This window comes from Pseudoalteromonas sp. SR44-5, assembly GCF_014163675.1.
In the GTDB taxonomy this organism is placed as follows: Bacteria; Pseudomonadota; Gammaproteobacteria; order Enterobacterales; family Alteromonadaceae; genus Pseudoalteromonas; species Pseudoalteromonas rhizosphaerae.
Window position 1 is genome coordinate 38536 of record NZ_JACJDT010000012.1, and the last position, 26713, is coordinate 65248.

Annotated in this window: 29 protein-coding genes and 1 tRNA gene; 24 read left to right on the forward strand and 6 right to left on the reverse strand. The window is 39.8% G+C overall.

Annotated elements, in window-relative coordinates:
• Window positions 1-7: 7 nt before the first annotated feature.
• The 3 genes from H5154_RS08935 to H5154_RS08945 all read right to left on the reverse strand — a co-directional run bounded on the left by H5154_RS08935 (window position 8) and on the right by H5154_RS08945 (window position 2882).
• Window positions 8-1225 (reverse strand): methyl-accepting chemotaxis protein, encoded by a 1218-nt coding sequence (locus tag H5154_RS08935; protein ID WP_182718060.1) that lies wholly within the window; start codon window positions 1223-1225, stop codon window positions 8-10.
• Between the two features lie 95 nt (window positions 1226-1320).
• Window positions 1321-2019 carry a glycerophosphodiester phosphodiesterase family protein gene (locus tag H5154_RS08940; RefSeq protein WP_145236954.1) on the reverse strand — a complete coding sequence of 233 codons (699 nt, stop codon included), beginning with the start codon at window positions 2017-2019 and terminating at the stop codon, window positions 1321-1323.
• Window positions 2016-2882 (reverse strand): DMT family transporter, encoded by an 867-nt coding sequence (locus tag H5154_RS08945; RefSeq protein ID WP_149980630.1) that lies wholly within the window; start codon window positions 2880-2882, stop codon window positions 2016-2018. Before H5154_RS08945 ends, H5154_RS08940 begins: the two co-directional genes overlap by 4 nt.
• A 310-nt stretch (window positions 2883-3192) precedes the next feature.
• On the opposite strand from H5154_RS08945, the gene H5154_RS08950 reads away from it, so the two are divergent.
• From H5154_RS08950 to alr, 19 genes are all read left to right on the forward strand, one after another.
• Window positions 3193-4293, forward strand: a complete 1101-nt coding sequence (locus H5154_RS08950; RefSeq protein ID WP_182718061.1) for a sensor histidine kinase — start codon at window positions 3193-3195, stop codon at window positions 4291-4293.
• Window positions 4293-4907 (forward strand): DNA-binding response regulator, encoded by a 615-nt coding sequence (locus H5154_RS08955; RefSeq protein WP_182718062.1) that lies wholly within the window; start codon window positions 4293-4295, stop codon window positions 4905-4907. Before H5154_RS08950 ends, H5154_RS08955 begins: the two co-directional genes overlap by 1 nt.
• Window positions 4908-5027: 120 nt before the next feature.
• Entirely contained in the window at window positions 5028-7523 is a 2496-nt protein-coding gene (rnr, locus tag H5154_RS08960; RefSeq protein ID WP_182718063.1) for a ribonuclease R, read from the forward strand.
• Window positions 7520-8266, forward strand: coding sequence for a 23S rRNA (guanosine(2251)-2'-O)-methyltransferase RlmB (gene rlmB, locus H5154_RS08965; protein WP_064667888.1), 747 nt, complete (start codon window positions 7520-7522; stop codon window positions 8264-8266). The genes rnr and rlmB overlap by 4 nt, the downstream gene beginning before the upstream one ends.
• 205 nt (window positions 8267-8471) lie before the next feature.
• On the forward strand, window positions 8472-10373 hold the full coding sequence (locus H5154_RS08970; protein WP_259398482.1) for a S9 family peptidase: 1902 nt from the start codon (window positions 8472-8474) through the stop codon (window positions 10371-10373).
• A gap of 200 nt (window positions 10374-10573) precedes the next feature.
• Window positions 10574-10915 (forward strand): 30S ribosomal protein S6, encoded by a 342-nt coding sequence (rpsF, locus tag H5154_RS08975; protein ID WP_145236974.1) that lies wholly within the window; start codon window positions 10574-10576, stop codon window positions 10913-10915.
• A 54-nt stretch (window positions 10916-10969) separates the two neighbouring features.
• Window positions 10970-11287 (forward strand): primosomal replication protein N, encoded by a 318-nt coding sequence (priB, locus tag H5154_RS08980; RefSeq protein WP_182718064.1) that lies wholly within the window; start codon window positions 10970-10972, stop codon window positions 11285-11287.
• A gap of 12 nt (window positions 11288-11299) precedes the next feature.
• Window positions 11300-11527 (forward strand): 30S ribosomal protein S18, encoded by a 228-nt coding sequence (rpsR, locus tag H5154_RS08985; RefSeq protein WP_002962753.1) that lies wholly within the window; start codon window positions 11300-11302, stop codon window positions 11525-11527.
• Window positions 11528-11563: 36 nt separating this feature from the next.
• Window positions 11564-12016: a 50S ribosomal protein L9 gene (rplI, locus tag H5154_RS08990; RefSeq protein WP_145236982.1), complete on the forward strand. Its 453-nt coding sequence runs from the start codon at window positions 11564-11566 to the stop codon at window positions 12014-12016.
• A gap of 292 nt (window positions 12017-12308) precedes the next feature.
• A complete protein-coding gene (locus H5154_RS08995) occupies window positions 12309-12731 on the forward strand; it encodes a type IV pilin protein (RefSeq protein WP_182718065.1) in 423 nt (140 codons plus the stop codon).
• A 2-nt stretch (window positions 12732-12733) separates the two neighbouring features.
• Entirely contained in the window at window positions 12734-13183 is a 450-nt protein-coding gene (locus tag H5154_RS09000) for a GspH/FimT family pseudopilin (RefSeq protein WP_182718066.1), read from the forward strand.
• A complete protein-coding gene (locus H5154_RS09005) occupies window positions 13183-13596 on the forward strand; it encodes a prepilin-type N-terminal cleavage/methylation domain-containing protein (RefSeq protein ID WP_145236995.1) in 414 nt (137 codons plus the stop codon). Before H5154_RS09000 ends, H5154_RS09005 begins: the two co-directional genes overlap by 1 nt.
• Window positions 13596-14120: a PilW family protein gene (locus H5154_RS09010; protein ID WP_182718067.1), complete on the forward strand. Its 525-nt coding sequence runs from the start codon at window positions 13596-13598 to the stop codon at window positions 14118-14120. Before H5154_RS09005 ends, H5154_RS09010 begins: the two co-directional genes overlap by 1 nt.
• Window positions 14120-15904 (forward strand): hypothetical protein, encoded by a 1785-nt coding sequence (locus H5154_RS09015; protein WP_182718068.1) that lies wholly within the window; start codon window positions 14120-14122, stop codon window positions 15902-15904. Before H5154_RS09010 ends, H5154_RS09015 begins: the two co-directional genes overlap by 1 nt.
• A gap of 191 nt (window positions 15905-16095) precedes the next feature.
• Window positions 16096-16647 (forward strand): RNA polymerase sigma factor, encoded by a 552-nt coding sequence (locus H5154_RS09020; protein ID WP_182718069.1) that lies wholly within the window; start codon window positions 16096-16098, stop codon window positions 16645-16647.
• A complete protein-coding gene (locus H5154_RS09025; protein ID WP_182718070.1) occupies window positions 16634-17116 on the forward strand; it encodes a hypothetical protein in 483 nt (160 codons plus the stop codon). The genes H5154_RS09020 and H5154_RS09025 overlap by 14 nt, the downstream gene beginning before the upstream one ends.
• Window positions 17117-17127: 11 nt before the next feature.
• The gene (locus H5154_RS09030; protein ID WP_182718071.1) at window positions 17128-18072 is read left to right on the forward strand and encodes a DUF4097 family beta strand repeat-containing protein; all 945 of its coding nucleotides are present in this window, start codon (window positions 17128-17130) and stop codon (window positions 18070-18072) included.
• A 100-nt stretch (window positions 18073-18172) separates the two neighbouring features.
• Window positions 18173-19552 carry a replicative DNA helicase gene (gene dnaB / locus H5154_RS09035; protein ID WP_145237015.1) on the forward strand — a complete coding sequence of 460 codons (1380 nt, stop codon included), beginning with the start codon at window positions 18173-18175 and terminating at the stop codon, window positions 19550-19552.
• Window positions 19552-20631: an alanine racemase gene (gene alr, locus H5154_RS09040; protein WP_182718072.1), complete on the forward strand. Its 1080-nt coding sequence runs from the start codon at window positions 19552-19554 to the stop codon at window positions 20629-20631. The genes dnaB and alr overlap by 1 nt, the downstream gene beginning before the upstream one ends.
• A gap of 9 nt (window positions 20632-20640) precedes the next feature.
• On the opposite strand, the gene H5154_RS09045 is transcribed toward alr, so the two are convergent.
• The gene (locus H5154_RS09045; protein WP_145237021.1) at window positions 20641-20880 is read right to left on the reverse strand and encodes a DUF2960 domain-containing protein; all 240 of its coding nucleotides are present in this window, start codon (window positions 20878-20880) and stop codon (window positions 20641-20643) included.
• A gap of 131 nt (window positions 20881-21011) precedes the next feature.
• On the opposite strand from H5154_RS09045, the gene H5154_RS09050 reads away from it, so the two are divergent.
• Genes H5154_RS09050 through H5154_RS09060 form a run of 3 tightly spaced genes read left to right on the forward strand, consistent with a single transcriptional unit; the run spans window position 21012 to window position 22727 of the window.
• A complete protein-coding gene (locus H5154_RS09050; protein WP_145237024.1) occupies window positions 21012-21263 on the forward strand; it encodes a hypothetical protein in 252 nt (83 codons plus the stop codon).
• A gap of 25 nt (window positions 21264-21288) precedes the next feature.
• The gene (gene pnuC / locus H5154_RS09055) at window positions 21289-21912 is read left to right on the forward strand and encodes a nicotinamide riboside transporter PnuC (RefSeq protein WP_149980641.1); all 624 of its coding nucleotides are present in this window, start codon (window positions 21289-21291) and stop codon (window positions 21910-21912) included.
• 8 nt (window positions 21913-21920) lie between these two features.
• Window positions 21921-22727 carry a phosphotransferase gene (locus H5154_RS09060; RefSeq protein ID WP_182718073.1) on the forward strand — a complete coding sequence of 269 codons (807 nt, stop codon included), beginning with the start codon at window positions 21921-21923 and terminating at the stop codon, window positions 22725-22727.
• Here the strand turns inward: H5154_RS09060 and H5154_RS09065 are convergent.
• Window positions 22724-22906, reverse strand: a complete 183-nt coding sequence (locus H5154_RS09065) for a helix-turn-helix domain-containing protein (RefSeq protein WP_145237033.1) — start codon at window positions 22904-22906, stop codon at window positions 22724-22726. The two genes, H5154_RS09060 and H5154_RS09065, sit on opposite strands and share 4 nt — an antisense overlap.
• Window positions 22907-23161: 255 nt before the next feature.
• Here H5154_RS09065 and H5154_RS09070 point away from each other — a divergent pair.
• A tRNA-Arg gene (locus H5154_RS09070) sits at window positions 23162-23236 on the forward strand.
• Between the two features lie 353 nt (window positions 23237-23589).
• Window positions 23590-25695, forward strand: coding sequence for an ATP-binding protein (locus H5154_RS09075; protein WP_182718074.1), 2106 nt, complete (start codon window positions 23590-23592; stop codon window positions 25693-25695).
• Between the two features lie 6 nt (window positions 25696-25701).
• Here H5154_RS09075 and H5154_RS09080 read toward each other — a convergent pair whose 3' ends face one another.
• Window positions 25702-26673, reverse strand: a complete 972-nt coding sequence (locus H5154_RS09080; protein WP_145237039.1) for a zinc transporter ZntB — start codon at window positions 26671-26673, stop codon at window positions 25702-25704.
• Window positions 26674-26713 lie beyond the last annotated feature (40 nt).

A 26713-nucleotide genomic window follows, 5' to 3' on the forward strand; every position in this document is an offset into this window, starting at 1 on the left:
CTTGTACTTAGACAAAACGCTTTAACTGCTGCTGAGTTTGCTCACTTAGTTGTTGTGATAGTTGACAATCACCTAGCGCTACATCAATTTGTGCTTTTGCTTGGCTGCCTAATGCAACGATTTGTTCAACTGATTGATGGGTTTGATTTTGTGTCTGTTCGAGTAAGTGCACAGCGCTTACAATTTGCTGTAATTGTTGTTGATTGTGTTCAAATTCAACAAGCCGATCGGTAAATCCATGGGATGTATTACTAATGGTTGTTTCTGCATTATGTGAATAACTGACAAGTTGCTCAGATTCTTTATTTGTTTGATTTACTAAAGAATCCATTTGGTTGATGAAATCGCTGATCTGGCGAGTTGCATCACTTACTTTAACCGATAAAGTTCTTACTTCATCTGCTACAACCGCAAAACCACGACCTGCTTCACCCGCACGAGCGGCTTCTATTGCAGCATTGAGCGCCAACAAATTAGTTTGATCTGAAAACTCTTCAACCATTTTCAGGATGCTACGAATATTCTCGCTGTTTTGTTTTAAGCCAGAAATCGTTTCTGAAAAACTGCTCAATACATGACTAATCGATTTAACTTGAGTGACTAGTTTTGTGAGTTCTTGTGCAGAGTGTGTAACAAAGTTTAAATGCTCTGCGTTTACTTGATGAACATCATCGGTATTGGTAACGATACTTTGCAGACTATCAGTTATTTGATTACTGGCTGCGGTTATTGTTTGGCTAAAATCAATTTGTTGTTCGCTTAGCTGCGCCGTATGTTGCATTGACTCAGTCACTTGATTATTACTTTGTGCGCTGGCCTGCGAACTTTGGTAAGTGGTAGCGAGCAATTGGCTTAGATGATCAGTAAAGGTATTGTACTGTTGGCTGATCTCACGAAATTCATCATAGGTAAAGTGGGGGAGTTTAGCTGCTAAGTTTGCATCTTGGCGGTTAATTTTTATTAATGTATCGCGCATTGCCGTAACTGGGCGCACGATCAGAAAGCGCATGTAAAAGAGTGTAAAGGCAAAGCCGGCAATAATAATCACCGTGAGTAACCAAAATAGGCTAGTGTCTGCGTCTTGCGTAGTTAGACTTTTATATAACCAAATCAAAGTAATAGCTTGGAAAATAAATACAAAGCTAAGGTTGCCAACAATCTTTCGGGTTAAAGTAAAAAAGAAGCTTTGTTCTATAAAATTATAAATACGCATATACCCACTCATCAATTGCCCGCTCGGCTGTTGTATTGTTTTACTCAGTATCGTTCAAATTCACTTTAATTCAAGAATATAGGATGAACGGCAGCTATTTTTGATAACTACAGTGAGTTTAAAATCATTTTCGTGTTGCATGGATAATTAGTAAAAATTCCGTCGACACCAAAACTCAGCATTAACTCAATATCTTCTTGTTTATCAACCGTGTACGCATAAACTTGTAAGCCGCGTTGTTTGGCATCCGCGACAAACTCATGGTTAATAAAGTTTTTATCAACATGAATACTAAACGCCTGTAAGCGCTGGGCAAATTCGGCATAGTTGATAGGAATGGAGCCCGTTAACGCGCCAATTTTTAGCCAAGGTAGTTTCTGTTTAAGCCACATTAATTGATGATGATCAAATGAAGAGACTAACAGCATATCCTGAGATAGTTTGTTATTAACGATATTTAACTCAATCAGCTCAACAAATTTATCCAACGAGAAAGTGTGTTTTAACTCAAGGTTTAAGAGCACTTTATTGGCTGTCCAATCAATAGTTTGCTGTAGGGTTGGGACAAATTCGCCATTGCCGGCATCAAAACATTGAATTTGCTCTCGGGTAAGTTTATTTATTTTGCCGCGGCCGCTGGTGGTGCGATCTAGCCAAGTATCATGGATGATCATGTAATCATCCAAACAGCTTTGTACATCGACTTCAATACCATCGACTTCAATTTCGACTGCTGCGGTTATCGCACTCTGGGTATTTTCTGGATAAGTGCCACTGGCGCCCCGATGAGCAAAAACTTTTATCATAATGTGTGTTTCCGAGTAACTGACCATGTTTCGTAAAATGCTGCACTAATCACTAAAGCACCGCCAAGCAGGGTCTGTAGTGAAGGTTGTTCATGCAACAGCAAAAAAGCTAAAAATGTGCCATATAAAGGCTGTAAACAAGAAATAAGTCCCGCTGTTGATGCTGATAAATACTGTAAACTTGCCGCAAATAAAGAGTGCGGAGTTGCAGTAAAAATTACGCCAGCGACGAGCAATAACCCTAGATCTTGGTTCGATATATTAATCACTGGTACTTCAATAAAAGCACATAATAACAAGCTAGCCACTAATGTTTGATAAAACATAGTTTGTGGCCCACCGTAGTGGCTAAAGTATCGCTTATGAACAATATTTCTAAACGCGAAAAAAAATGCTGAAATAACACCGGTTACCACGCCTAAGGTGACATCATTACCCATATCTGCATTTGGTGTCAGTAAATAGATCCCTGTTATTACTACACTTGCGCTGAGCAAATCGTTTACTTTGGGCTTACTACCATTAAAGAATGGTTCAATAAATACGGTGATCACAGGGTAAGTAAAAAATGCAATCATGCCAACCGCAATCCCAGCCATTTGCATACCAGCAAAGTAGGTGACCCAATGTATACCTACAGCAGCCCCTAACAACAAAGCAATTAAGTAATCTTTAGCACCGCTGAGTTTAATTGCTTTTTTTTGCCATAACAGCAATATCATAATAGCCAGACCCGCGATGGCTGCGCGGTACACGGTGATATCTAATGCGTTGAGATTTATTAATTTGGCAAATAGTGCTGTGCCACCAAAAAGTAATACCGCAATATGTAAATAAATTAAACTTTGTTGTTGGGGTTGCATGTAAATTCGCTCTGCTATTTTTTACTATCTTATCACTGCTCATAATAAGGTGAAATTTTTAAAACATGACAAATGTCAGCAAAGTTGATGACATTTTACACTCTTATTTTTTTTAGCGGCTGGCATAGTTATCACATTCAACTGGAGGTAATTATGAATGCTTTAATTTTAATCAGTTTATATATCAGCGATTTTTTTGAAATATATAGTTTTAGTATTACTTACGCCGGTTACTTTATGCTGTTATGTGTTTTTGTGTTATTTAGTAAAAACATAATTATAAATAAAACGATACACTTGGGGTATTAGTATGAGTTCACTTGACACGGTTGCTGAGCAAATCGATAAAGGGTTTTGGAAGTATGGACATTTAATTTTTACTGGCTTTTATTTGTTGCCAATTATGATTAACTTTGCAAATTTAACCGCAAACAACATTTTTATGTCCTTAGCTTTATATATTGCTTTTATTATGCTCTATATAAAAGCAATAAATTGCCAAGATACCGATACTACTAAGTTAGTTATTGCTATGTTGTTAGTTTGTTTTAGTGCTACTTTTTATACCTCGGGCACACCGACATTATTTGGTTTCGTTGCCTATATTGTCGGTTATGCATATAGTAAACTGCAACGAATTTTTTCAGCGTTAGTGGTCATTTTAACTGTTCTATTAAGTGCATATATTGGCGATATTGCAAAAGTAGAATACTTTCTCGCTATATCTTTAATTTTATGTGCGGCCTTATTTAGCTACGGTATAGCTGCAAAAAGAGAGCAGCAATATAAAATCCGCGAGCAAGAAAACGCCACGCAATTAGAGCAATTAGCAGCAATTGCTGAACGCGAGCGTATTGCTCGCGATTTACATGATATTTTAGGTCATTCTCTTTCATCAATTGCTTTAAAAGCAGAGCTTGCTAATAAATTAAATCAAGGTGAGCGTTACACACAAGCAAATACTGAAATTGCCCAAGTTGCAGAGCTTGCAAGGCAGCTATTGAGTGATGTGAGAAGTGCTGTCAGTGATTTAAAACAGCTCAATCTTGCGAGTCAAATTTCCCAATTGAAACAAAGGTTAACCGAACAAGGTTTTGAGGCGGATTTTAACGTCAAGTTAAATGTGTTACCTGCAAAAGTAGAAGGTATCGCAAGTCTTATTATTAAGGAAGCTGTTACTAACTTACTACGCCATAGCAGCACCAAGAAATGCATCGTTAGCATAGCGCAAAATCAGCAGCAGTTAATAATCAATGTGATTGATCATGCACCATGTAGCTCAATAAAACCTGGAAATGGCTTAAATGGCATTAAAGAACGAGCAGAGCAGCTAGATGGTAAGGCTACATTTACCTGTGAGGATAACTTTAGTTTAAATGTAATGCTGCCTTTAACAGCGAAGGGGTTCTAATGATCAAGGTGTATTTAGTAGAAGATCAGGGGCTTGTGCGCGACGCAATCGCAGCATTATTAAGTCTAGATTTTAATATTGAGGTAATTGGTCAAGCAAGTAACGGGCAAGATGCATTAACAGCCATAAACATGCTAGACAGTAACTCTCTTCCTGATATTATTTTAACCGATATCGAAATGCCTAGCATGAACGGCATCGAACTCAGTGAGCAAATTGCATCAAAATACCCTGCTATAAAAATAGTTATTATGACCACCTTTTCGCGAGCGGGTTACATTAGGCGTTCTTTAAGTGCTGGCGTTAAGGGCTTTATTTTAAAAGAAGCCCCGAGCGATGAATTAATTAGCGCGCTTAAAAAAGTAATGCACGGGCAAAAGGTTATTGATCCTGAGCTTGCTATTAACGCATTAGATGATACTGATCCGCTGACAGATAAAGAACGAAAAGCATTACAACTCGCAAGTGAAGGGTTGAAAACAGCCGATATTGCCGCAAGGTTATACTTAAGCGAGGGCACGGTACGTAATTACTTATCAGACGCTATTGCTAAATTAAATGCCATAAACCGAGTAGATGCAGCGCGTATAGCCAAACAAAAAGGTTGGTTATAACGCCGTAATAAGCTGTTTAAAGCAAGTAAAAGCGCTTTCTTAAAAGTTTCATAGCTTTTGCCTGTCTCATTGATCGGTTATGGGTTAAAATAACATCATAACCAATTAACAAGATAGTGAATGTCAAACCAAGATCCTAATCTCAGTCGAGAACAAGAAAAGTACGAAAACCCTGTCCCAAGTCGTGAGTTTATACTTACTCATATAAAAGACCGTGCCAAGCCTGCTAATTTTCATCAATTATGTGAGGAGTTAGCGGTAAACGATGATGAGCGTCAAATTGCTTTTAAGCGTCGTTTACGTGCCATGGAGCGTGATGGTCAACTGTTCTTTAATAAATTTAAATGCTACGCCTTAATTGATGAAGCTGGGCTTGTTAAAGGCAAAGTAATCGGTCACCGTGACGGGTTTGGCTTTTTAGAAGTCGAAGGCGAAAGTAAAGACTGGTTTATTGCCAAGCATCAAATGAGTTCGGTGCTGCATGGCGACATAGTACTGGCTAAAGGCACCAAACGAGGCTCCGGCGGCAAGTGCGATGCGCGTATTATTAAAGTGCTGACTGGCGAGCGAGCACCAATTGTAGGTCGCTATTTTGTTGAGCACGGCATAGCAGTGGTGGTGGCGGAAGATCCACGTATCACCCAAGATATTATTATTTTGCCGGGCAGTGAAAACGGCGCACGTCACAACCAAATGGTGCAAGTGCAAATTACCCAAAACCCTAATCGTAATATGAATGCGGTAGGGAAAATCATTGATGTACTGGGTGAGCATTTAGCCCCTGGTATGGAAATTGAAGTGGCACTGCGTAATCACGATATCCCGCATGTATGGCCAGAAGCGGTTGAAAAGCAGGTTGAACACTTAGGTGAGTTTGTCGAAGAAGGTGACAAGCAAAATCGAGTCGATTTACGTGATTTACCATTGGTTACGATTGATGGTGAAGATGCTCGCGATTTTGATGATGCGGTGTATTGTGAGCCTGTTGAATCGGGTGGTTGGCGGTTATGGGTAGCGATTGCTGATGTATCCCATTATGTCGCAATGAATACCCCACTTAACGCCGAGGCAATCGAACGTGGTAACTCAGTGTATTTCCCTGAGCAAGTTATTCCTATGCTGCCAAAAGTATTGTCCAATGGCTTGTGTTCATTAAATCCAAAAGTTGACCGTTTATGTATGGTCGCAGAAATGCTGGTATCGGCTGAAGGTAAACTATCAGGCTATCGTTTTTACGAAGCGGTGATGAATTCGCATGCGCGCTTAACCTACACCAAAGTAAACGCTATCTTACAAGGTGATGAGAAGTTACGTACTGAATACGCACCGGTCGTGCCACATTTAACTGATTTACAGCAAATGTATATGGCATTAAAAGCTGCCCGCCAAGAGCGCGGAGCGATTGAGTTTGAAACCCTTGAAACACGCTTTGTATTTAACGCTCAGCGTAAGATTGAATCAATAGTGCCGGTGCTGCGTAATGACGCCCACAAGCTGATTGAAGAATGTATGATTTTAGCCAATGTGTCTGCGGCTAAAATGCTTGAAAAACACGAAGCCAGCGCGCTTTATCGTGTTCATGCTGAACCAGATGGAGAAAAACTGGCTAACTTTAGACAGTTTTTATCAGAGTTGGGTATTGAATCAACACTCAGTGATGAGCCAACACCAAAAGAAATTACCCATGTGTTAGCCAAGCTTGGCGACCGCCCTGATGCTGAACTTATCCAAACTATGCTACTGCGTTCGATGAAGCAGGCAGTATATCAAGCTGAAAACATCGGTCACTTTGGTTTGTCATTAGGTGAATATGCACATTTCACCTCGCCAATTCGTCGTTACCCAGATTTAGTCGTACATCGTGCGATTAAAGGCATTTTGAAAGCCCAAGGTATGGTTACGTCGGGTGCGTATGTTTATAGTGACGAAGAAGTCGCGCAATTGGGCGAGCAGTGTTCAAATACGGAGCGTCGTGCAGATGATGCAACCCGTGAAGTAGCTGATTGGCTGAAATGTGAATACATGCAAGATCATGTGGGCGACGAATTTGAAGGAGTGATCTCATCGGTTACTAACTTTGGTTTGTTTATTCGCTTAGCTGATTTACAAATTGATGGCCTTATCCATGTCACTAATTTAGGCGATGAGTATTTTCAATATGATGGCGCTAAACATTGCTTGATTGGTGAGCATTCTCGTAAAGTTCATCGTTTAGGCGATAAAGTCACGGTTCAGGTTGCATCGGTAAGCTTAGATGAGCGTCGCATCAATTTAACGCTCAGTGGCGATGTTGCACAAGATAGATACGCCCGTCGTCGTGCTGATGCAAAAGGGCATCAGCCGGCAAGTGTTCGTTCGCAGCTAAAACGTGGCAAAATACCAGGTAAAAAAGCTGACGCGAAAGAGTCAGGTGAACTTAGCGGTCGTTCTGATCAGGGAAAACCAAAGCCAAAAAAAAACAGTGCCAGTAGAGGCAAAAAGAAGCCTGCAGGAAAATCAGCGGATGCTGGCACTACAACTACTGCAAAAAAACCAAAGAGAAAGGCCGTGAAAAAGCCGAAAAGACCCGGCAAAAATGCCCGTAAAAGTAAGAGTTCAGGAGCAAGTGATACGTGAGTAATGAATTAATTTTTGGCTTTCACTCTGTTGAAGCAATTTTCGCAAGTGAGCCTGAGCGTTTTATTGAAATTTATGCCCTAAAAGGACGTGATGATAAACGCTTATCTCCAATTATTGAAGAAGCGCGTAAATTTGGTATATCAGTGCAGTTTATGCAGCGCAAAGCCCTTGATAACAAATCAAAGGGTGAACAGCATCAAGGCATTATTGCTAATGTTATCGCAGCTCCTACTTTCAATGAAAAAGATTTAGATGCAATCATTGCGCGTGAAGAAACGCCATTTTTACTGGTTCTCGATGGCATAACAGATCCGCATAATTTAGGTGCTTGCTTACGTAGTGCTGACGCTGCCGGTGTTCACGCCATTATTGTGCCAAAAGATAAATCAGCAAAACTAAATGGCACAGCACGTAAAGTTGCCTGTGGTGCAGCTGAGACAGTACCGCTGATCCAAGTCACCAATCTTGCCCGTACTTTACGTGAAATTAAAGATGCCGGTGTTTGGGTTGTTGGTACTGCTGGCGAAACCGATGTTCATGTATTTGATGCCAATCTGACCGGGCCTATGGCGATTGTTATGGGCGCTGAAGGCGAAGGTATGCGCCGCTTAACGCGCGAACATTGTGATGTGTTAGTTAAAATCCCAATGGCAGGTACTGTATCAAGTTTAAATGTATCGGTTGCCACAGGTATTTGTTTGTTTGAAGTACTGCGTCAGAGAAATGCGACACAAGCTTAGTAATAATTGTTCAAAATAAAAGTTTAAACGCTGCTTTTTACATAGCAGCTTTTTTATTTTCCTTTATTTTTCCTATTTTAAAGAGTCCAACGTTAAAGCTTTATTAATTCAAATCTTTAAATGTAAATTGTTATAGTGTTAGTGTTGTTGTTATTGTTAATGTTAATGTCGTAATAATTAAAATAATATAAATTAAGGATTAATCATGTTTAGAGCTATATTCATATGCTTTGCTTTTATCTCTACATTAACTTACGCAAAAGAAAATCCATGGGACGCTTATGCTCACTTGCCAATAGTCGAGCAACCACAAATATCGCCAAATGGAGAGATGATAGCAACGGTTTATAATACTGATGATGGGCCAACCGTTAGCATTACAAAATTTCCAAGTATTGAATTAAATATTCTTGCTCGTATGAAAAAAAAACGAGATCGTATTGATTTTATACGTTGGTCTGGTGACAAGTATGTAATTGTTTCAACCAGCTACCCTGAATATAGTTATGGTCAGTTTTTACGTATTTCTCGATTATATGCTTTTGATGTGACAACAGGTGAACACAAAGTACTGACTACGAAACGCTTTTCAGAAAGTCGTTTTTATAAATATCAAAGTTTTAGATTAGTATCATCACTGAAACACGAAACCGATTATGCACTGGTGTCTACTTACGATGAAAACGATAGTGCATATTCTGTTTTTCGAGTTAATTTAGGTGATTCTCAATTTGAAAAAATACAGCGCAATAAAGACGGCATTAGTAGCTGGTATGCTGATAATAAAGGAGTGGTACGCTTAGGCATTGCTGTAGAAGAAAAAGACGATAAATTTACAGCCTCAGTATGGTATCGTGCAAAAAAAGAAGATGAGTTAGAAAAAATACATACTCACACTTGGGGTGAAGATAACACATTTAGTATAGAGGCACTTACGACTGACGGTACTAAAGCCTATGTAATGTCAGACAGAGAGCTAGGCCGTGAAGCGCTGTGGTTATATGATATCGCTTCAGGAGAATTTGAATCACTAGTTTATAGTCATGAAAGTTATGATTTAAGTAATACTATAAGAAATAGCGAAGGTGATTTGATTGGAGTTGGTTACTATGATGACTTTTATCAAACCTTTTATTTTTCAGAAAAAGATGCTCAACAAGAGCAAGCAGTCGGTAACTTATTTAAAGATAAACAAGTAACAATTGCCAGTCGAAATCGTGACCATAATCGGTTATTAGCATATGTGGTAAGTGACAGTAGTACTCCAGTCTATTACTACTTTGATTTAAAAACTAAAAAAGGTGGTGTTTGGCTCTCTCAATATCCATATTTGGCATCAAAAGAATTCAGTTCTGTCCAAAACTATAATTTTAAAGCCAGTGATGGTATGGATGTTTCAGGCTATTATACCCAGCCAAAAGGTGCTAAACAGCCACCATTAATTGTTATGCCTCATGGTGGGCCTAATGCAAGGGACTATAAGTATTTTAATAAAGAGTTACAGTATCTAGTTAGTTTGGGTTATGGGGTGCTACAAGTTAACTTTAGAGGTTCAGCGGGTTTTGGTAGTCAATTTGAAACTGCTGGTTATTATCAGTGGGGTAAGCGTATGCAACAAGATGTTTACGATGCGATGGATTGGGCAATTGATTCTGGTTTAGCTAAAAAAGGCAATGCGTGTATTTATGGCTCAAGTTATGGAGGTTATGTGGCATTAACGGCGGCAGCTCAAGAACCTTATCGTTTTAAGTGTATAATTAGTGCTTCAGGCGTATCTGATCTTGAAACTTTTGTTGAAGATGAAAGTAGGCAAGGGTCTTATTTAGGTAATATTGTTGATATGACAGATAGTAATGCCGTAAAGGCGTTAGCTGATGTATCAGTCATTAATATGGTTGACAAAATTAAAGCCCCGGTACTACTTATTCATGGTGATAACGATACCCGAGTTGACTATAGGCAATCGAGCATTTTTTATAGTAAGGCTAAAAACCACGTTGACGTCAAATATGTAGAAATTAAAGATGGCACGCATTTTTTTGATGATTTAGAAAGCCAAAAAATATTGTTCTCAGAAGTAAGCTCTTTTCTGCAAAAGAACTTATAACATGTAAATGTTTTTTAGCTATTAAAAACTGTTTAGTTGAATAAGCAAATTTGTTTATTACCGAACTTATAAAACCTACTTGCTTAATTTTCCGACTAAGCGTAAAATGCGCGCTCATTTCGGCCTATTTAATATTAATTCCTTGCCTTAAACCGACCGGCTGAAACGGTAGAAGGCTCTATTAACCGTAAGGAATATCCATGCGTCATTACGAAATCGTATTCATGGTTCACCCAGATCAGAGTGAGCAAGTTTCTGGTATGATCGAACGTTATACTGGTTCTATCACTGAAGCTGGTGGTGTTATCCACCGTCTTGAAGACTGGGGCCGCCGTCAATTGGCATACCCAATCAACAAGCTTCATAAAGCTCATTATGTTCTTATGAACGTTGAAGCACCTACTGAAGTAATCAGCGAGCTAGAAACTACTTTCCGCTACAACGATGCAGTGCTTCGTAACTTAGTTATGCGTACTAAAGACGCTGTAACTGAAGCATCTCCTCTTGTAAGAGAAGAGAAGAAAGAAGCACCAGCTGCTTAATTGTTTTGAGTCCAAGCATGGCGCTTGATCAGCGAGAATTTTAAGGTAAACCATATGGTCAGTCCTTTTATGAATCAGCTGGTTATTTCTGGGGTTGTTTGTAAAACACCTAAGATTAGCCAAAGCCCTGCTGGTATCCCGCATTGTATTTTTGTTGTAGAACATAAATCAATGCAAGTTGAAGCAGACCTTAACCGTAATAGTTATGTCAGGCTTCAAGTGGTTGCCAGCGGTAAGCAAATGCAACAACAGACTCAACATTTGCACGTTGGGCAGGCATTGCAAGTGAGCGGTTTTTTAAATCGTCACGAAGGTCGTAACGGCCTTAGCCAATTGGTTTTGCATGCTCAGCATATAGAAAGAATTATTTGAGGAATTTATCTCATGGCACGTTATTTCAGACGTCGTAAGTTCTGCCGCTTTAAAGCGGAAGGCGTACAACAAATCGATTATAAAGATCTAGCTACTCTTAGAAACTATGTTACAGAAAGTGGCAAAATCGTACCTAGCCGTATTACAGGTACTAGCGCTAAATACCAGCGCCAGCTAGCAACTGCTATTAAGCGTGCTCGCTACTTAGCCCTTCTTCCATACACTGACTTACATAAGTAAGCAGCGGATTAACACGTTTTTAAAAGGTGTAGAAACATGCAAGTTATTCTACTAGATAAGATCGCTAACCTAGGTGGCCTAGGTGACCAGGTTGTAGTTAAATCTGGCTTCGCACGTAACTTCCTTTTCCCACAAGGTAAGGCAGTTCCTGCAACTAAAGCTAACGTTGAAACTTTTGACGCACGTCGTGCTGAGCTTGAAGCGAAAATCGCTGACCAGCTTGTTGCTGCACAAGCACGCGCTGATAAGCTTGAAGCATTAGCTGAAGTTACATTAGTATCTAAAGCCGGTGACGAAGGTAAGTTATTCGGTTCTATCGGTACTCGCGACATCGCTGACGCTATCTCAGCTGTTGGTGTTGAAGTTGCTAAGTCAGAAGTTCGTTTACCTCTAGGTACTATCCGTGAGACTGGCGAATTTGACGTATCAATCGCAGTTCATTCAGAAGTAACGGCTACTATCAAAGTAATCGTAATCGCTGAAGCTTAATTTTTAATTAAGCGAAAAAAGCCGTGCTGAAAAGCACGGCTTTTTTGTTTATTATTATCATCCATATCACTAGCTAGCATATCATTTTCCACATAAATATTGATTAAAGTCCCTTTTTTAGGTTTTTTATCTGGTATTGTTTGATCTAAAGTAAAAACTAATTATTTATACCTATTAAAATGTAGCGACATTGTAATTATATTACAGATTGTTGACAGTGACAGCGCTGTCACTGTATATTGTTTGTGCACTGGGCATAGTGTTAAGGATGTAAAAATTGAAAGAGCAGATAATGAGAAGTACGAAGCTTTTTTCTGGTTTCACATTAATCGAGTTATTAATAGTCGTAGCTATTCTAGGTATTTTATACAGTGTAGCTATGCCTTCATATATTGAGCATATGGAGCGTAGTCGCCGTGCCGATATTCAACAAGTAATGTTGCAACATGGTGCAGTATTAGAGCGTATTTATTCGCGTAATGGTGGTTATCCAAATGCTTTTGATACGGCAAAAAATACAGATTTTTATACTTTTACTTATACAGCGCTAAACCGCGTTAGTGGCGCTGCAGCTGATGCTAATTTTAAAAGTCGTGCATTTACATTAACTGCAACCCCAAAAATCGGTTCTGCCCAAGCAGGAGATCGCTGTGGTGCATTAGTGATTAAGCATGATGGCACACAATCAGCTGATGCTAATAGTTGCTGGGAGTAACAATGACTAGAACAGCCGGTTTTACATTAGTGGAGTTGATGACTGTGGTTGGGATCGTTGCGATTATGGCGGTATTAGCGTTTCCTTCTTTTAGCCAGCAAATCATGCAAGATCGGGTTGTTACCACCGCAAATCAGCTCAATAGTGTGTATAAATATGCGCGCAGTGAGGCGGTAAAACGTAATCGTGAGATTAAGCTAGTGGTAAGTGGCGATAAATGGCAGGTAACAGCAGCTGTTGATGGTGTTGATACAGTATTAAAAGAATTCGTCATCCAACATGATGGTGTAACAGTTGGTTTAGTTGATCGTACCGTGTGGTCAAGTGGCGAAATCTCTGCGGCGAGCGAGATTTTAATTAAAGATGACAATGATAAAACGGTAGATTATTACTTGTGCATTTTAAAAAGTGGCCAAAATTGGTTAGCTGAAAAATCAGTGGCGTGTGCATAATGATTAAACAAAGTGGCTTTTCATTATTAGAAGTGATGCTGTCAGTTGTTATCGCCGGTATTGCTTTATTAGGGTTGGCAGCAGCTCAGCTCAAATCGCTACAATATGCCACTAACAGTTTTAATTACACTGTATCGTTGGTGCAAGGGCAAAATACGTTAGAGCGTATTTGGCCTCGCTTGTGTGAGTTACAAACGACGAATCCGGCTTTATTCACGGATGCTAACTTTCGTGCCTCTTTAGACCCGCAAATCGATGATTATCAGCTGAGCTTACCTGCGGCGTATGCGCATGATATGCAAATCACAGTTTCATGGGCTGATGAGCGGATCAAGCAACAAGACCCTGCTCAATTAGAAAATCAAATTACCTTAAATGCTAGTTACCCTGAGCTACCAGTTGGGTGTATTTGATGATGGCAATTTATCGTCCGCGAGGTTATACCCTTGTAGAACTGATGGTGGCTCTAGCCGCTGGTTCATTCCTACTAGCTGGAGTTAGCCTTTCATACTCAGCTATTAAAGGCACTATTTCAGTTAGTAAAGAGCTTGAAAATGCGCAAGAAGTAATACGTTACACAAGTAAGGTTTTTACGCGTAGCATTAAACAAACACCAAGCGCACCTTTGGTTGCAGCAGATGGCTCGGCAATTACTGTTACTCAGCCAGCTGGGGTTATCACCTGTAATGGCAGTGTATCAACAGCTGATATAAATGAAGTTTATAGCCTAGTAGGCAATAATTTAATGTGTACATTAGGAGCTGCTCCAGCAGAGCGGTTATTGACGGGAGTCGCCCGGTTGAGTTTTGCAATTGATAATAACATTGTCACTATTTATGTTGGCCCAGAGAACTTACCTGCGCAATTTGAAGACACTATTGCCATTGATATTGCGGTTTCTAATGTTATTTTAAACAATGCTTTTGGTGGTGTGTAATGGCTAAAAAACAAAGTGGTTTTACGCTTGTAACAGTACTTATCCTCACCAGTATGGCGAGTATTGTGGTACTTAATTCATTGCGTGAAAATATTATTCAAGAGCGTATGAGTGGCAATTTTCAAAAGAAAATAAATAGCCGGTTACTCGCTGAAAAAGGTATTTTCGAAGAAGCAAAGTTATTACAGCAAGCTTTTTCAGATGATAAAAGCTTAGATATCGATGGCTTGATCGCAGCGACAGGCACAGCATCAGGGCGCGGTTTGATTGGCGAAGATGCAACTTATAATGCCACTATTAGTAAAAATGCTGCTGGAGAGCTAGAAATCATCAGCTTGGGTGAGCGTTATGGTGGTGATGCACAAAGTAATTTAGTCGCACGGTTTGGATTTACGCCCGGAAATAGTCTGACTCCTTACTCAGATGCAATCATTGGTTGTCGCGGTGTGTCATTGGGGGGATCGGGGAAAATAACTAGCTATGACTCTACTGATGCAACGTATGTTGGTAATGATGCTGATGTGAGAACTACAGTTCACAATGCAGATGTAACATTAAGTGGTACAGGAACAATTAAGGGAAGCGTAGCCTCTACAGGTTCTATTGTTGTAAGTTCTTCACAATCTGTTGAAGGGGATTTATGGGCAAATAAAGATATTCGCTTCCCGTCAGGAACAAGTGCATGGAATACAAAAATCAATGGTAATATTTTTGCCAATGGAAACATCCAACTTAAAGATATGACGGTGAACGGCTATGTTCGCACTGAAAAAGACTTAACCTTAAATCATGGTGTTCATGTAAACCAGAGTAATGCTGAGCTTGCTGATATCCTTTATGGTGGCAGCTTACTAAGCTCTGCTAGTTATACTAATAATTCTGTAGTAAAAACTTTATCAAGCAGCGCTTATGTTGAAGGTTTGAAAGTACCTAATGTTGCAGGTTTAGATCCCGATGATCCAGATAGCATACCTACATATGCGAAAGATAAATGCGATCCATTGAATATTAGTACTTTAAGCGAATTAAATGCATTTGGACCTTTCCCTGATTTACTTTTAACTAAAAATACGAAAAAAATTCAAATTAACGAAGATAAAGCTATTTTTACTAATAATGGAACGGTTACTGAATACCTTGCAAAAGACGCTAACGTGTTAGGTGCTAAACAAGAAAATATGTACTTTTTTAATGATTTAACTATAAATGGTGGCAGCTTAGATGCATTGTTAGCTGGCGATAGCAATCAGAAAATCGGCATTTATATTGCAGGTGATTTTTCAATTACTGGCAGTGGAGAGTCTCATTTTAAAATACATAAAGGGGTGAGTCTAAGCCTTTATGTAATGGGGAAAATACATATTCGAAAGAGCCCCGTTGTTGAACAAACTGTTGTAAAGTTAACACCTTCAGATGCATATGCGTTGAATATTTTTTCAGGGTATAAATCTGGCGATGGTGCTTTGTCATGTAAAAAGAAAGATGGCGCAAGTGATAAATTTGGTATTTATATCGCCTCTAACGCTGATATGTTCGCGACAATTTATTCTCCCTTAACTGATGTTAGAGTTGATGCTGGAGCTCGTTATACCGGTTCTATCCGCGGAGGCAGCGTATCAAATTGCGGTAATGGTGAAACGAGATACGATGTTGCATTAAAAAACATGACTTCAGGTGGTGGCTCTAATGGTGGATCTAAAATTACCTTTTTAGGCTGGTCATATAAAGTACCGGAAAAAACCACTGAAGGGCCCGAAGAAGATCCCCCAGAAGCAACGTTATAAAACCACTTGATAAAACGGCTAGCTGATAAGTTAGCCGTTTTTTGTTAAAAATAATTTCATGTCATTTAAACCTTTTCACTTACATCTCACGTCTAACTATTCAAGAAACTTAAAATTCTGAAAGATCGTATTTCCTGAGTGCTTAGGTATACTCATTTCATAATAATAATCATAAAGGGACAACATCAACGATGTTGATAGATGCAAAACATGCTTTTACACAGCTAAGCGAAGATGCACTTATTACCCGTGTAAAAAGCGGTGATCAAAATGCTTATGCTGCACTTTATGAATTACATGTAAAGCGGGTTTATGGATTGTGCTTACGGTTACTCGCAGATCGCGAACATGCCGAAGATGCAACTCAAGAAGTATTTGTGCAGCTGTGGCATAAAATCGCTAGCTTTGAAGGGCAGTCACAGTTTTCAACTTGGCTGCACAGTGTCACCAGTAATATTGCGATTAGCTATTTACGTAAACATAAGAATTGGTTGCAAAAAGTAGTGAGCTTCGAGCAAAGTGGTATGGATGAACAAAGCGCAACAGATTGCCAAGGTCTAAATGGACTCGACAAGTTAGTATTACGACTACCTGAGCGAGCTCGTATGGTATTTGTGCTGCACGCCATTGAAGGTTATCGCCATGAAGAGATTGCCACTATGTTAGGAATGGCAGTGGGTTCTAGTAAGTCGCAATTTCATCGCGCCCGTCAGTTATTAAAAGAGTGGTATGAAAATGAGTAAGCCTAATTTTGAAACATTTTTAGCTGAGTCAATCAATAACACTGAGTTAGAGATCTCACCACAAAAAGATTTATGGCCAGGTATCGAAAAAGCATTAACGCATGCTCCTCAGGCGCAAGGTAAAGCTGCGCTGTGGCCTAAATTAGCGGGTGTGGCAGCATGCTCAGTGGCGGCTTTATTAACCGTGCAGTTGCTGTTTTCCGGCTCTGAGCCTGCGACAAGTGTGGTGATGAGTGACTATTTTACCCAGCAAAAACAAACCTTGTTGGTGCAATATCAAAATCAGCCTGCATTGACAGATAACTGGCAACAGCAATTAACAGAATTAGAGGACGCTGAGCGGGCAATAAAGCAAGCCCTCGACAATGAGCCTGAGAATCCAGCGTTATTAAAAATGCTCGCACAGGTTTATCAGCAGCAATTAGATCTAATCAATAAGGTGCATGCACCGAAGTGGCAACAAATTTAGGAGTATCAACCATGAAAACATTACTATTAGCACTAACTTTATTGCCGTTTTTCGCCTCTGCTGGTGAGAAAATCAATGAACAAATTGAGGTGCCCGCTAATAAGCGTATTTTTATAGATAACCAACGCGGTGATGTACGTATTGAGGGCTGGGATAAATCACAATTACAGATCACCGGTGAGCTTGATGATAAAGCACAAGGGTATCGTTTAGAAGTGGCAGGAGATCGTATCGAATTTATCGTTAAAATGCCGCGTAACAATAATAACGGTTGGAATAGTGGCGATGGTTCTCAATTAGTTATTTATATGCCAAATAGCAGCGAACTTGAATTTACCGGTGTTAACGCCACTATCAGTGCTAAAAATTTGATCGCCGGGGCTGATATTGATGTCGTTAATGGTGATATTAACTTACAAAACATCAGTGGCAATATTACTGTGGATACCGTTAATGGTGATGTCAGTGCGATAGGCTTAAAAGGTGATATACGCTATGAAACCGTAAACGGCGAAATTAATGACAAAGACTCACAAGGCACGCTGCGCTTTACTGCTGTCAATGGTGATATTAAATCCAAAACAGCAGCTCAAGAAGTTCGCTTAGAGAATGTTAATGGCGATATCGACTTTGCTTTTCAGGCATTAAAAAGCTTACGTATTAGCACGGTAAATGGTGAGAGTGAAATACATATTAATGAGTTACTAAAAGGTGCGCAAATTACTTATGAATCTGTTAGTGGCGATGCCGATTTTTACTTCCCGACGGATGTTTCTGCGCGGTTTGAAATTGAAGCGCATGCCAATGGTAAAATTATTAATGAGTTGAGTGACGATAAAGTTAAAAAAGCGAAATATGGGCCATCAAGTGAATTGGAGTTTGCGGTTAATGGTGGTGATGCTGATATTGAAATAGACACTATCAGTGGGCGCATAGAATTACGTAAGCAAAAGTAATCTCCCGTAGCAAAGTAGGAAAAGAAATCCTGCTTTGCTCTTTGCACAACGTAGCCAAGTAGATAGAATAGAGGCCATTCATTGTTAGTATTGCGAAGTTATGGCTAAACCAGATAAACAAGTCGACACTCTTAAAGTTCCTCCTCATTCCATTGAAGCAGAGCAATCTGTTTTAGGTGGCTTAATGCTTGATAATCAAGCCTTTGACCGTGTTGCCGAGTTGGTAGTTTCGCAAGATTTCTATACACGTACCCATAAGCTTATTTTTGAAGCCATGGTCGAGCTTGCTGAAATAGGCGATCCAATCGATTTGATCACCATATCAGAGAGCTTAGAGAAAAAGAATTTACTCAGTGGTATCGGTGGTTTTGCTTATTTAGCTGAAATTGCTAAAAATACGCCAAGTGCGGCGAACATCGACGCCTATGCGAATATCGTACGCGAACGTGCTGTTGTACGTGAAATGATTGGCGTTGCCAATGAAATAGCCGAAGCAGGTTTCAATCCGGAAGGGCGCACCAGCCACGATTTACTCGACTTTGCAGAGAGTAAAGTGTTTAAAATTGCTGAGCAGCGGACAAAAAGTAACGATGGTCCGCAAAGTATTCACAGCATCTTAGAAAAAACAGTCGATAAAATCGAAGAGTTGTATCAGTCGCCACAAGATGGTGTGACGGGGGTAAGTACCGGTTATGCCGATCTAGATAAAATGACCACTGGTTTGCAGCCATCAGATTTAATCATTGTGGCCGCCCGTCCGTCGATGGGTAAAACCACATTTGCGATGAACTTAGCTGAACATGCCGCAATGACACAAGATAAGCCTGTGCTTATTTACTCATTAGAAATGCCCTCGGAGCAGATTATGATGAGGATGTTGGCATCCCTTGGTCGAATTAATCAGACCAAAGTGCGCACCGGTCAATTGGATGATGACGATTGGGCGCGTCTTTCATCAACCATGGGGCTACTGATGGAAAAAGGAAAGATGTATGTTGATGATGCATCAGGTCTAACTCCAACAGATGTTCGCTCACGTGCGCGTCGTATTGCTCGTGATCACGGTGGGATAAGTATGATCATGGTCGATTACTTGCAGCTAATGCGCGTTCCCAGCCTCTCTGATAACCGTACTTTAGAAATTGCTGAAATCTCACGGTCACTTAAATCATTAGCAAAAGAACTCCAATGCCCAGTCGTAGCACTGTCGCAGCTAAACCGTACTCTAGAGCAGCGTGCCGATAAACGCCCAATTAACTCCGACTTACGTGAATCAGGCTCTATCGAGCAGGATGCCGATTTAATCATGTTTATCTACCGCGACGAAGTATATAACGAAGACAGTACTGAGAAAGGGATTGCTGAAATTATCATAGGTAAACAACGTAATGGTCCCATTGGTAAAGTACGTTTAACTTTCCAAGGTCAGTTCTCGCGTTTTGATAATTACGCCGGACCTGCTGTAGATGATGATTACTAATGCGTTTAGCTATTGCCGAAATTAACTTACAAGCACTTGCTCATAATTTAGCGCAAGTGCGACAGTTTGCGCCTAATAGTAAAGTTATGGCGGTATTAAAAGCCAATGCTTATGGTCATGGTTTAGTAAAAATAGCGCAGCACCTTAATGATGCCGACGCATTTGCAGTGGCACGAATAGATGAAGCGCTCGCACTGCGGGCGGGTGGGCTGACCAAGCCTATTGTGTTGCTGGAAGGTTTTTTCCATCAAGATGATTTGCCGATTTTATTAGCCAATAACTTTCAAACCATTATCCATGATGAAAACCAGCTCAGAGCACTTGAAAATGCAAAGCTCGATGAACCAATTAGTTGCTGGTTAAAAATCAATACCGGTATGCATCGTTTAGGGATTGCACCAACGCAGTTGAGTGATTTTTATCAGCGCTTGCAAGCGACGAATAACGCTAAAGATACAATCAATTTAATGACGCATTTTTCCAGTGCCGATGATGTTAATGATCCCAAAACAGCTGAGCAAATTGCTTTGTTTGATTCATTAGTGCAAGGCAAACAACAAGCACATTGTTTAGCAAATTCGGCTGGTATTATAGCTTGGCCTGCAGGTCATGGCGACTGGGTGCGTCCAGGCTTGATGATGTATGGTGTATCACCAATGCTTAACACTTCTGGCAAAGACCATCAGCTGAAGCCGGTGATGCGCTTAACCACTAAGGTCATTGCAATTCGCGATGTTGATGCCGCGCAAGGTGTTGGTTATGGTGGCTGTTGGCAAAGTGCTCAGCCGACTAAGCTTGCAGTGGTTGCCATGGGCTATGGTGATGGTTATCCGCGCCATGCTAGACATGGCACACCTGTAGTGATTGCTGGCAAACGTTATGGTATTGCTGGCAACATCTCTATGGATATGATCAGTGTTGATATTGGTGAAAATGCTGATGACATCAAAGTAGGCGATGAGGTGGTGATGTGGGGCCCAGAATTACCCGTTGAAGAAATCGCCCAATGTGCCACCACAATCCCTTACGAGTTAGTCTGTAATATTACCCCACGGGTAAGCTATGAATATTTAGAGTAATGCTAAGCGTTACTCTTTGATAAAATACACATCGCTAAAACCCATGCGAGCAAACTCTTCATCACGAAAATTACGCACTGCCGCAGAGCCTTTTGAAGTCATAGCAATTTGCTGTTCCATCTTTAAATAATTTGTTAAATCAATCCCTTCAGCCGCAGCAATAGCCTGATACATATCGCGATATTTATCTTTTGCAAAATTAATTTCGCGAGGCTGATTTTTAAATTTGTACGTAATGCGTCGTGCCATGAGTCACTCATAAAATAATTTAATTGCGTTAATTTTACACCTTCTTCGACATCCGCTCTACCTTTGAATGACTTGTAGCTTAGCTCAAGTTACAATAACGGCCATATTTTTAAATAAACCAAGGAATTGTCATGAAATTATCTGTAGAGATCAGTAAGTACCCACTTCATCAAGATTATATCCCATTTATTAAGGGGTTTATTGATCGCTTAAATGAATATGACGATTTAAAAGTAATAACAAATACCTTGTCGACGCAAATTTTTGGTGATTACGATTTAGTAATGTCTGTGCTTAGTACTGAGATAAAGCGTTCATACGAAGAGTTTGGCAAAGCTATTTTTGTTTGTAAATTCCTCAATGGTGATCTCTCTCCCCAATAGCAGCTAAAGCCTTAGTGGATCAATTATGGAATTTATTACAGAAACTCTCGCAGGGTTTACTGCAATGTCGCACTGGGAATATATCGCAGTGGCGCTCTCTATGGCATATTTGCTATTAGCAATAAAAGAAAACCTGTGGTGTTGGCCTGCAGCATTTTTTAGCACCCTTATTTATACCATAATGTATTGGAATGGTGCTTTATTAATGGAATCGCTATTGCATTTTTACTATATGTATATGGCGGTTTATGGATGGGTAATATGGCGAAAAGGCGACGCTAATAAACATCAATTAGTGATCACCTCATGGCGCTTGCATCAACACTTATTCATCATTATTGCGACTTCGATTGTGGCATTAATATTTGGTTATGTGATGAACAATCATACCCATGCAGACTTTGCTTATTTAGATAGTTTTACAACCTGTTTTGCTGTTGTTACAACGTATTTAGTCGCAAAAAAAGTACTGGAAAATTGGCTGTATTGGATTGTTATTGATGCGGCTTCGATGTACTTGTATTACGAGAAAGGCTACTACCCAACATTAGCGCTGTTTATTTTTTACACCATAATGGCAGCATGGGGGTTTAAAACCTGGTATGAAGAGTACGAGCAAAATCAAGCTAAGCCTTTGGCGCAATTATAAGAAGCAGTATGACAGGTAAAGAAATTAGCGGCATTTTTGCCGCTTTTGATCCACAACTAAAGGTATTGAGCAATGAGCGGCTATTTAGCGGTTTAAGTAACGATAACTTTTTAGTGCGTACTGCACAGCAGGCTTTTTTATTAAAGTGCTATCGCGAGCATTGGCCAGTGCAGGGCTTGGCAGCACAAACTGTATTTGCGCAGCAGCAGGTATGCCCTAAACCACTGTGGACTGATGAAGTTAACAAGCTGGCGATTTTTGAATACCTAGAGGGGGATATTGCACAAGGGGATTACACTTTAGAGTTGCTGCAAAAGTTGATTGCTTTTCATTGCCATGATGTTGTTACTGAGGCGATGGATATAAAGTATGAGCTGGATTTTTATAAAAAAACTCGCTTATATCAGCAATATCAAGCAAGCGTTGAGGATGCATTAAAGCAAATCGCGTTATTACCCCGTGATGAAGGTTTTTGCCATAATGATTTAGTAAAAGAAAACATTATTGTGAATAGCCAAGGCATGTTTTTAATTGATTTTGAGTACGCTAAAAGTAATGACGTATACTTCGATTTAGCAGCACTGACTGTTAGTTTTGCGTTGAATGATAAGCAAAAAAATAGCTTACTTTCAAACTACCAACAGCAATTGCCTGCTATTCAAAAATTTCACAATTCACTGCAAAAGCTTGAATGCTATCAGTTGGTGTTTTTAGTGTTGTGTATTTGTTGGTATAGCGCACGCTCAGTCGATAATAAAGTGACTGAGTTGCGTACGCAGTTGGATTGTTTGATTAGCTCAATGGAGTATCGTTAAAGACCACCAAAACGCGCCGCAAGTTCTTTGTATTTTGCAACTTCATCTGCATCAAATAGTGGTTCGCCGTTTTCATCAACAGATTTCGATATTAATAAACTTTCCCGGGCAAGACGCTTTACACGTTCAACTTTAACCCCTAAAAACTCCGCTACTTGCTCGGTTGACATTAAACTCATAGATACTTCCTCATGTTAAACCTTTTACAAGCGCCTTAAAAGTCGTTAAACGGGCATTTATATGTTGCAAAATGGTTAGTGATTTTTATTAAGTATAATTTAATAGCTGTTTTTTGCTTGCTTGTGAAGTAATTTATTATAATTTGCTGAATTAATAAGCATCTAAGCGATAGAAGCTAGCATTTAATTGCATATGCCTTTATTATTGCTCGGCCTAAGCACTGATATCGCGAGTTGGTGTGGTGGCACAAATGTGCTCTCGTGGTGAAATGGATATCACGTGGCCCTCCGGAGGCTGAGTTGTAGGTTCGATCCCTACCGAGAGCGCCATTTGCAATAATGCCCAGCCTTTCATCAAAGGCAATCAATAATAACTCTCTATCTTACTCCACAGTGTTTGCCCTCAATCACACTCTTTTAGTACTCATGATGTAAATAAACCCCTACCAATATTTAGAATTAATTAAATTGCACAAGTGGTAAAACTGACAACTGGACTATACTCATAATTCATTATCTTAGGGAATTGTATTATGCACTACAGCTCGCCTCCAATAAAAATGGTGGGATTACCGTTTCATGTCATTTTGTATACTAAGTAAGTCGAGCACAGTTGTTATTAGGCAATGCCTGTGAGTGTTGTGTTAAATGAGCTCTTTAGCAAAGAGTACTCTGGAGATTGAATGAATATTAAAACCCGTATTCTGGTGTTTGTCATTTTGTTTGAGATATTGGCTTATTCAACCCTACAGTTATTCAACACGCTAATTTACAAAGAATCTTTGGATGAATTTAAGCAAAATGAAATTCAAGCTGTGTTCAATGGCACTATTTCCCGAATCAATCATCTTACAGAACAAATGCAAGGGCATGCGATCGATCTGGCTCTAAGCGGTGAACAGTTATACTTTCTGCGTCATCAAAAATCTACTCCCATGGCTGATATCAAGGAACTGGCTCAGCGCACGTTACAAAATAAGTTTGCCAGTTTTGAACAAGCCATGGGAGGAGGGCTTTGGTATCAACCCCAGGTACTGGATGAGCAGTATCGTTATTTTGGCCCATATGTATATAAAGAAAATAAACAGCTGCAATTTACGTGGGATCTCAATAAACCACAGTACGATTATTTTTCTCAGGATTGGTACCAGCTTGCTGAACAGCAAGGGTGGGGATTAAACCAATCCAGCTATCGTCCAATATTTTGGACTAACCCTTATTACGATGATGCAGGCTCATTCTCGTTGATGATGACTATAGATGCGGTGATGCTTGACGATAACCGCAGTCCGATTGGTATGGCGACGCTCGACTGGTCTTTAGCTGAGTTAAGTGAGTTTTTAGTCAGCATTAAAGTGACCGAAAATGCACAATCATTTTTATTTCACCGGGATTCTGAGTTAATTATTGGCTTTACAGACAAGCCTCAAACGGTACAGCAGTTGACCGATGACTTTCCTTGGGCGGCAACATTAGTAGCTCAAAGTCGGTTAAGTAAGGTCAATAGCTTTGGGTTTGAGCAGCTAGCAATTGAAGATAAGTATATTTTTTATCAGCTTAGTGAGAGCGGTTTTATCTTTGGCTCATTAGTTCCTAAAAATGATTTAAGTAAACAAGTTGATAAAGTGTCTTCTTGGGCTTTAATCACAGGCAGTGGCATAGGGCTGTGCTTTATTATACTGATGATTTTTATCCTCAAAGCTTTGTTTAGCCCTTTTGATCAGGTATTAAATATCATAAAAAGCTCTATTCGTTATGGTAGTAATAAGCAAGTTAATCTACTGCCAGTTGAGTATGCTAAACGCAATGAGTTTACCCCAATTATTACTGCTTTAAATGATGTGTACTTACAAGTAAAAAGCTACGTCACTGAGATTGAAGATGCGAATACCAAGTTGATGTCTTCACAGAAACAAGTAAAACAGTTAAATGCGGTACTTGAGCGTAAAGTGGCTCTGCGTACTGCTGAGCTTGAGACTAAGACCAAAGAAGCAACATTATCGCTGGAACAGCTAAAACGTACTCAGCAACAGTTAATTGAAAATGAAAAGCATGCGTCGTTAGGACGATTAGTTGCTGGAGTTGCTCATCAAATAAATACCCCATTGGGCATTTGCGTCACGGCTGCATCAGTACTGGAAAGCACCTCGAAAACTATTCATGGCAAAGCGGCTGCGGGTAACATGTCGAGAGAGGAGTTTAATCAGGCCTATGATCATATAATACAAAGCACAGAGTTATTGAGCGTGAATCTCCATAGAGCTACCAATCTAATCAATAACTTTAAACAAGTTGCGGTAGACAACGATACACAGGAAAATCGCTGGTTTAACTTAGGTGAGTATATCGATAATATTCTGCTGTCAATCCACTCACGTGTTGACCAAACGCCTCATAAAGTTAAATGCCAATACCAGCAAGAAATTCGTTTTTTTGCCTCACCAAGTGCATTCTCGCAAATTTTAGGGCAGCTAGTGGAAAATGCCTTAGTTTACGCTTTTGATGATTCAACGCCTGGGGAGGTGAACATTACAGTGAGTAAACATGATGAACAACTTCAGCTGATAATCAGCGATAATGGTAAAGGCATGCCAGAAGATGTCCGCAAGCAAGTATTTGATCCGTTCTTTTCTACGAATAACGCACAACTGAGTTTAGGTTTGGGGTTGCACATTGTTTATAATTTAGTAATACATAAACTAGCCGGTACGATAGAGTGCCAGAGTCAATTAGGTGCTGGCACTACTTTTATCATTACTATACCAATCAATGTAGTTGAACAACCGTGAGTATTTTTAAAGCCATTTTTTATTTTTGAAGTAAACGCCGATGGCACCGGTGATCACGACTAAAAATATAACAAAAAAACTAAATGCGTAAGGGCTCTCTGTACCAGGGATACCGCCTACATTTACGCCTAGTAAACCGGTTAAAAATCCTAGCGGTAAAAACAGTGCCGCAACCACCGACATCACATACATACGCTGATTTAATTGTTCAGAAACCTGATTAGTAATGGTTTGTTGAATAATTTGCGCACGTTCAATAGAGCTGTCTAATTCTTCAATAAAGCGGATCAGTAGATTGGTGGTTTCGTTTAACTTGGCTTTGTCGTTTTCACTAAGCCAGCTGTATTTGTTTGCCATTAAAGTACTGAGCGCTTCTTTTTGTGGCCTTAAGTAGCGTTTTAAACCAATTGATTGACGGCGTAACTGCGACAGTCCTTGGTTATCAAAGCGCTTGGTCGGCTCGTCAATTTCATCTTCAAAAATATCGAGAGTGTCATCTAAGCCATCAATTACCCCTTGCATACGTGAGGTAAGATTTTGTGTCAGTTGGCAAACTAATTCAGAAATGCTAACTGGCCCAGTTTTTTCTTCCAGTGCAGCTAAAATATCTTGGACTGAAAGTAAACGGCGTTTTCGGGTAGTGACCACTACATTTTCATTGATAAATAAACGAATTGAGACCATGTCTTCAGGGCTCTGCGCAGGATTTAAATTCACGCCTCGTAAAAACAACATACAACCGTTAGTTACTTTGGTGATACGAGGGCGTGTTTCATCGGCTGTTAATGATGCAAGTTCATAATCAGTCAACAATTCACTGTTTTGTAACCAATCTATGGCTTCACTTTGGCTATAATCAAGATGAACCCACAATTTACCTTGCTCAGGCTGCCAGTTATGTAGGTCTGCACTATTATCAATTGTGCGTGCGCCGCCTTGTTCATCAAGTATAAGTGCGTGTAGTAAACCATTGAACATAGTAAATTCTCATTAATCCTGTATGTTAATATAGTTGACT

Excerpts from the sequence above, each read along its gene's own strand:
- H5154_RS08935 (WP_182718060.1), bottom strand. The coding sequence starts at position 1,225 with ATGAGTGGGTATATGCGTATTTATAATTTTATAGAACAAAGCTTCTTT.
- H5154_RS08940 (WP_145236954.1), bottom strand. The coding sequence starts at position 2,019 with ATGATAAAAGTTTTTGCTCATCGGGGCGCCAGTGGCACTTATCCAGAA.
- H5154_RS08945 (WP_149980630.1), bottom strand. The coding sequence starts at position 2,882 with ATGCAACCCCAACAACAAAGTTTAATTTATTTACATATTGCGGTATTA.
- H5154_RS08950 (WP_182718061.1), top strand. The coding sequence starts at position 3,193 with ATGAGTTCACTTGACACGGTTGCTGAGCAAATCGATAAAGGGTTTTGG.
- H5154_RS08955 (WP_182718062.1), top strand. The coding sequence starts at position 4,293 with ATGATCAAGGTGTATTTAGTAGAAGATCAGGGGCTTGTGCGCGACGCA.
- rnr (WP_182718063.1), top strand. The coding sequence starts at position 5,028 with ATGTCAAACCAAGATCCTAATCTCAGTCGAGAACAAGAAAAGTACGAA.
- H5154_RS08970 (WP_259398482.1), top strand. The coding sequence starts at position 8,472 with ATGTTTAGAGCTATATTCATATGCTTTGCTTTTATCTCTACATTAACT.
- rpsF (WP_145236974.1), top strand. The coding sequence starts at position 10,574 with ATGCGTCATTACGAAATCGTATTCATGGTTCACCCAGATCAGAGTGAG.
- priB (WP_182718064.1), top strand. The coding sequence starts at position 10,970 with ATGGTCAGTCCTTTTATGAATCAGCTGGTTATTTCTGGGGTTGTTTGT.
- rpsR (WP_002962753.1), top strand. The coding sequence starts at position 11,300 with ATGGCACGTTATTTCAGACGTCGTAAGTTCTGCCGCTTTAAAGCGGAA.
- rplI (WP_145236982.1), top strand. The coding sequence starts at position 11,564 with ATGCAAGTTATTCTACTAGATAAGATCGCTAACCTAGGTGGCCTAGGT.
- H5154_RS08995 (WP_182718065.1), top strand. The coding sequence starts at position 12,309 with ATGAGAAGTACGAAGCTTTTTTCTGGTTTCACATTAATCGAGTTATTA.
- H5154_RS09000 (WP_182718066.1), top strand. The coding sequence starts at position 12,734 with ATGACTAGAACAGCCGGTTTTACATTAGTGGAGTTGATGACTGTGGTT.
- H5154_RS09005 (WP_145236995.1), top strand. The coding sequence starts at position 13,183 with ATGATTAAACAAAGTGGCTTTTCATTATTAGAAGTGATGCTGTCAGTT.
- H5154_RS09010 (WP_182718067.1), top strand. The coding sequence starts at position 13,596 with ATGATGGCAATTTATCGTCCGCGAGGTTATACCCTTGTAGAACTGATG.
- H5154_RS09015 (WP_182718068.1), top strand. The coding sequence starts at position 14,120 with ATGGCTAAAAAACAAAGTGGTTTTACGCTTGTAACAGTACTTATCCTC.
- H5154_RS09020 (WP_182718069.1), top strand. The coding sequence starts at position 16,096 with ATGTTGATAGATGCAAAACATGCTTTTACACAGCTAAGCGAAGATGCA.
- H5154_RS09025 (WP_182718070.1), top strand. The coding sequence starts at position 16,634 with ATGAAAATGAGTAAGCCTAATTTTGAAACATTTTTAGCTGAGTCAATC.
- H5154_RS09030 (WP_182718071.1), top strand. The coding sequence starts at position 17,128 with ATGAAAACATTACTATTAGCACTAACTTTATTGCCGTTTTTCGCCTCT.
- dnaB (WP_145237015.1), top strand. The coding sequence starts at position 18,173 with ATGGCTAAACCAGATAAACAAGTCGACACTCTTAAAGTTCCTCCTCAT.
- alr (WP_182718072.1), top strand. The coding sequence starts at position 19,552 with ATGCGTTTAGCTATTGCCGAAATTAACTTACAAGCACTTGCTCATAAT.
- H5154_RS09045 (WP_145237021.1), bottom strand. The coding sequence starts at position 20,880 with ATGGCACGACGCATTACGTACAAATTTAAAAATCAGCCTCGCGAAATT.
- H5154_RS09050 (WP_145237024.1), top strand. The coding sequence starts at position 21,012 with ATGAAATTATCTGTAGAGATCAGTAAGTACCCACTTCATCAAGATTAT.
- pnuC (WP_149980641.1), top strand. The coding sequence starts at position 21,289 with ATGGAATTTATTACAGAAACTCTCGCAGGGTTTACTGCAATGTCGCAC.
- H5154_RS09060 (WP_182718073.1), top strand. The coding sequence starts at position 21,921 with ATGACAGGTAAAGAAATTAGCGGCATTTTTGCCGCTTTTGATCCACAA.
- H5154_RS09065 (WP_145237033.1), bottom strand. The coding sequence starts at position 22,906 with ATGAGTTTAATGTCAACCGAGCAAGTAGCGGAGTTTTTAGGGGTTAAA.
- H5154_RS09075 (WP_182718074.1), top strand. The coding sequence starts at position 23,590 with ATGAATATTAAAACCCGTATTCTGGTGTTTGTCATTTTGTTTGAGATA.
- H5154_RS09080 (WP_145237039.1), bottom strand. The coding sequence starts at position 26,673 with ATGTTCAATGGTTTACTACACGCACTTATACTTGATGAACAAGGCGGC.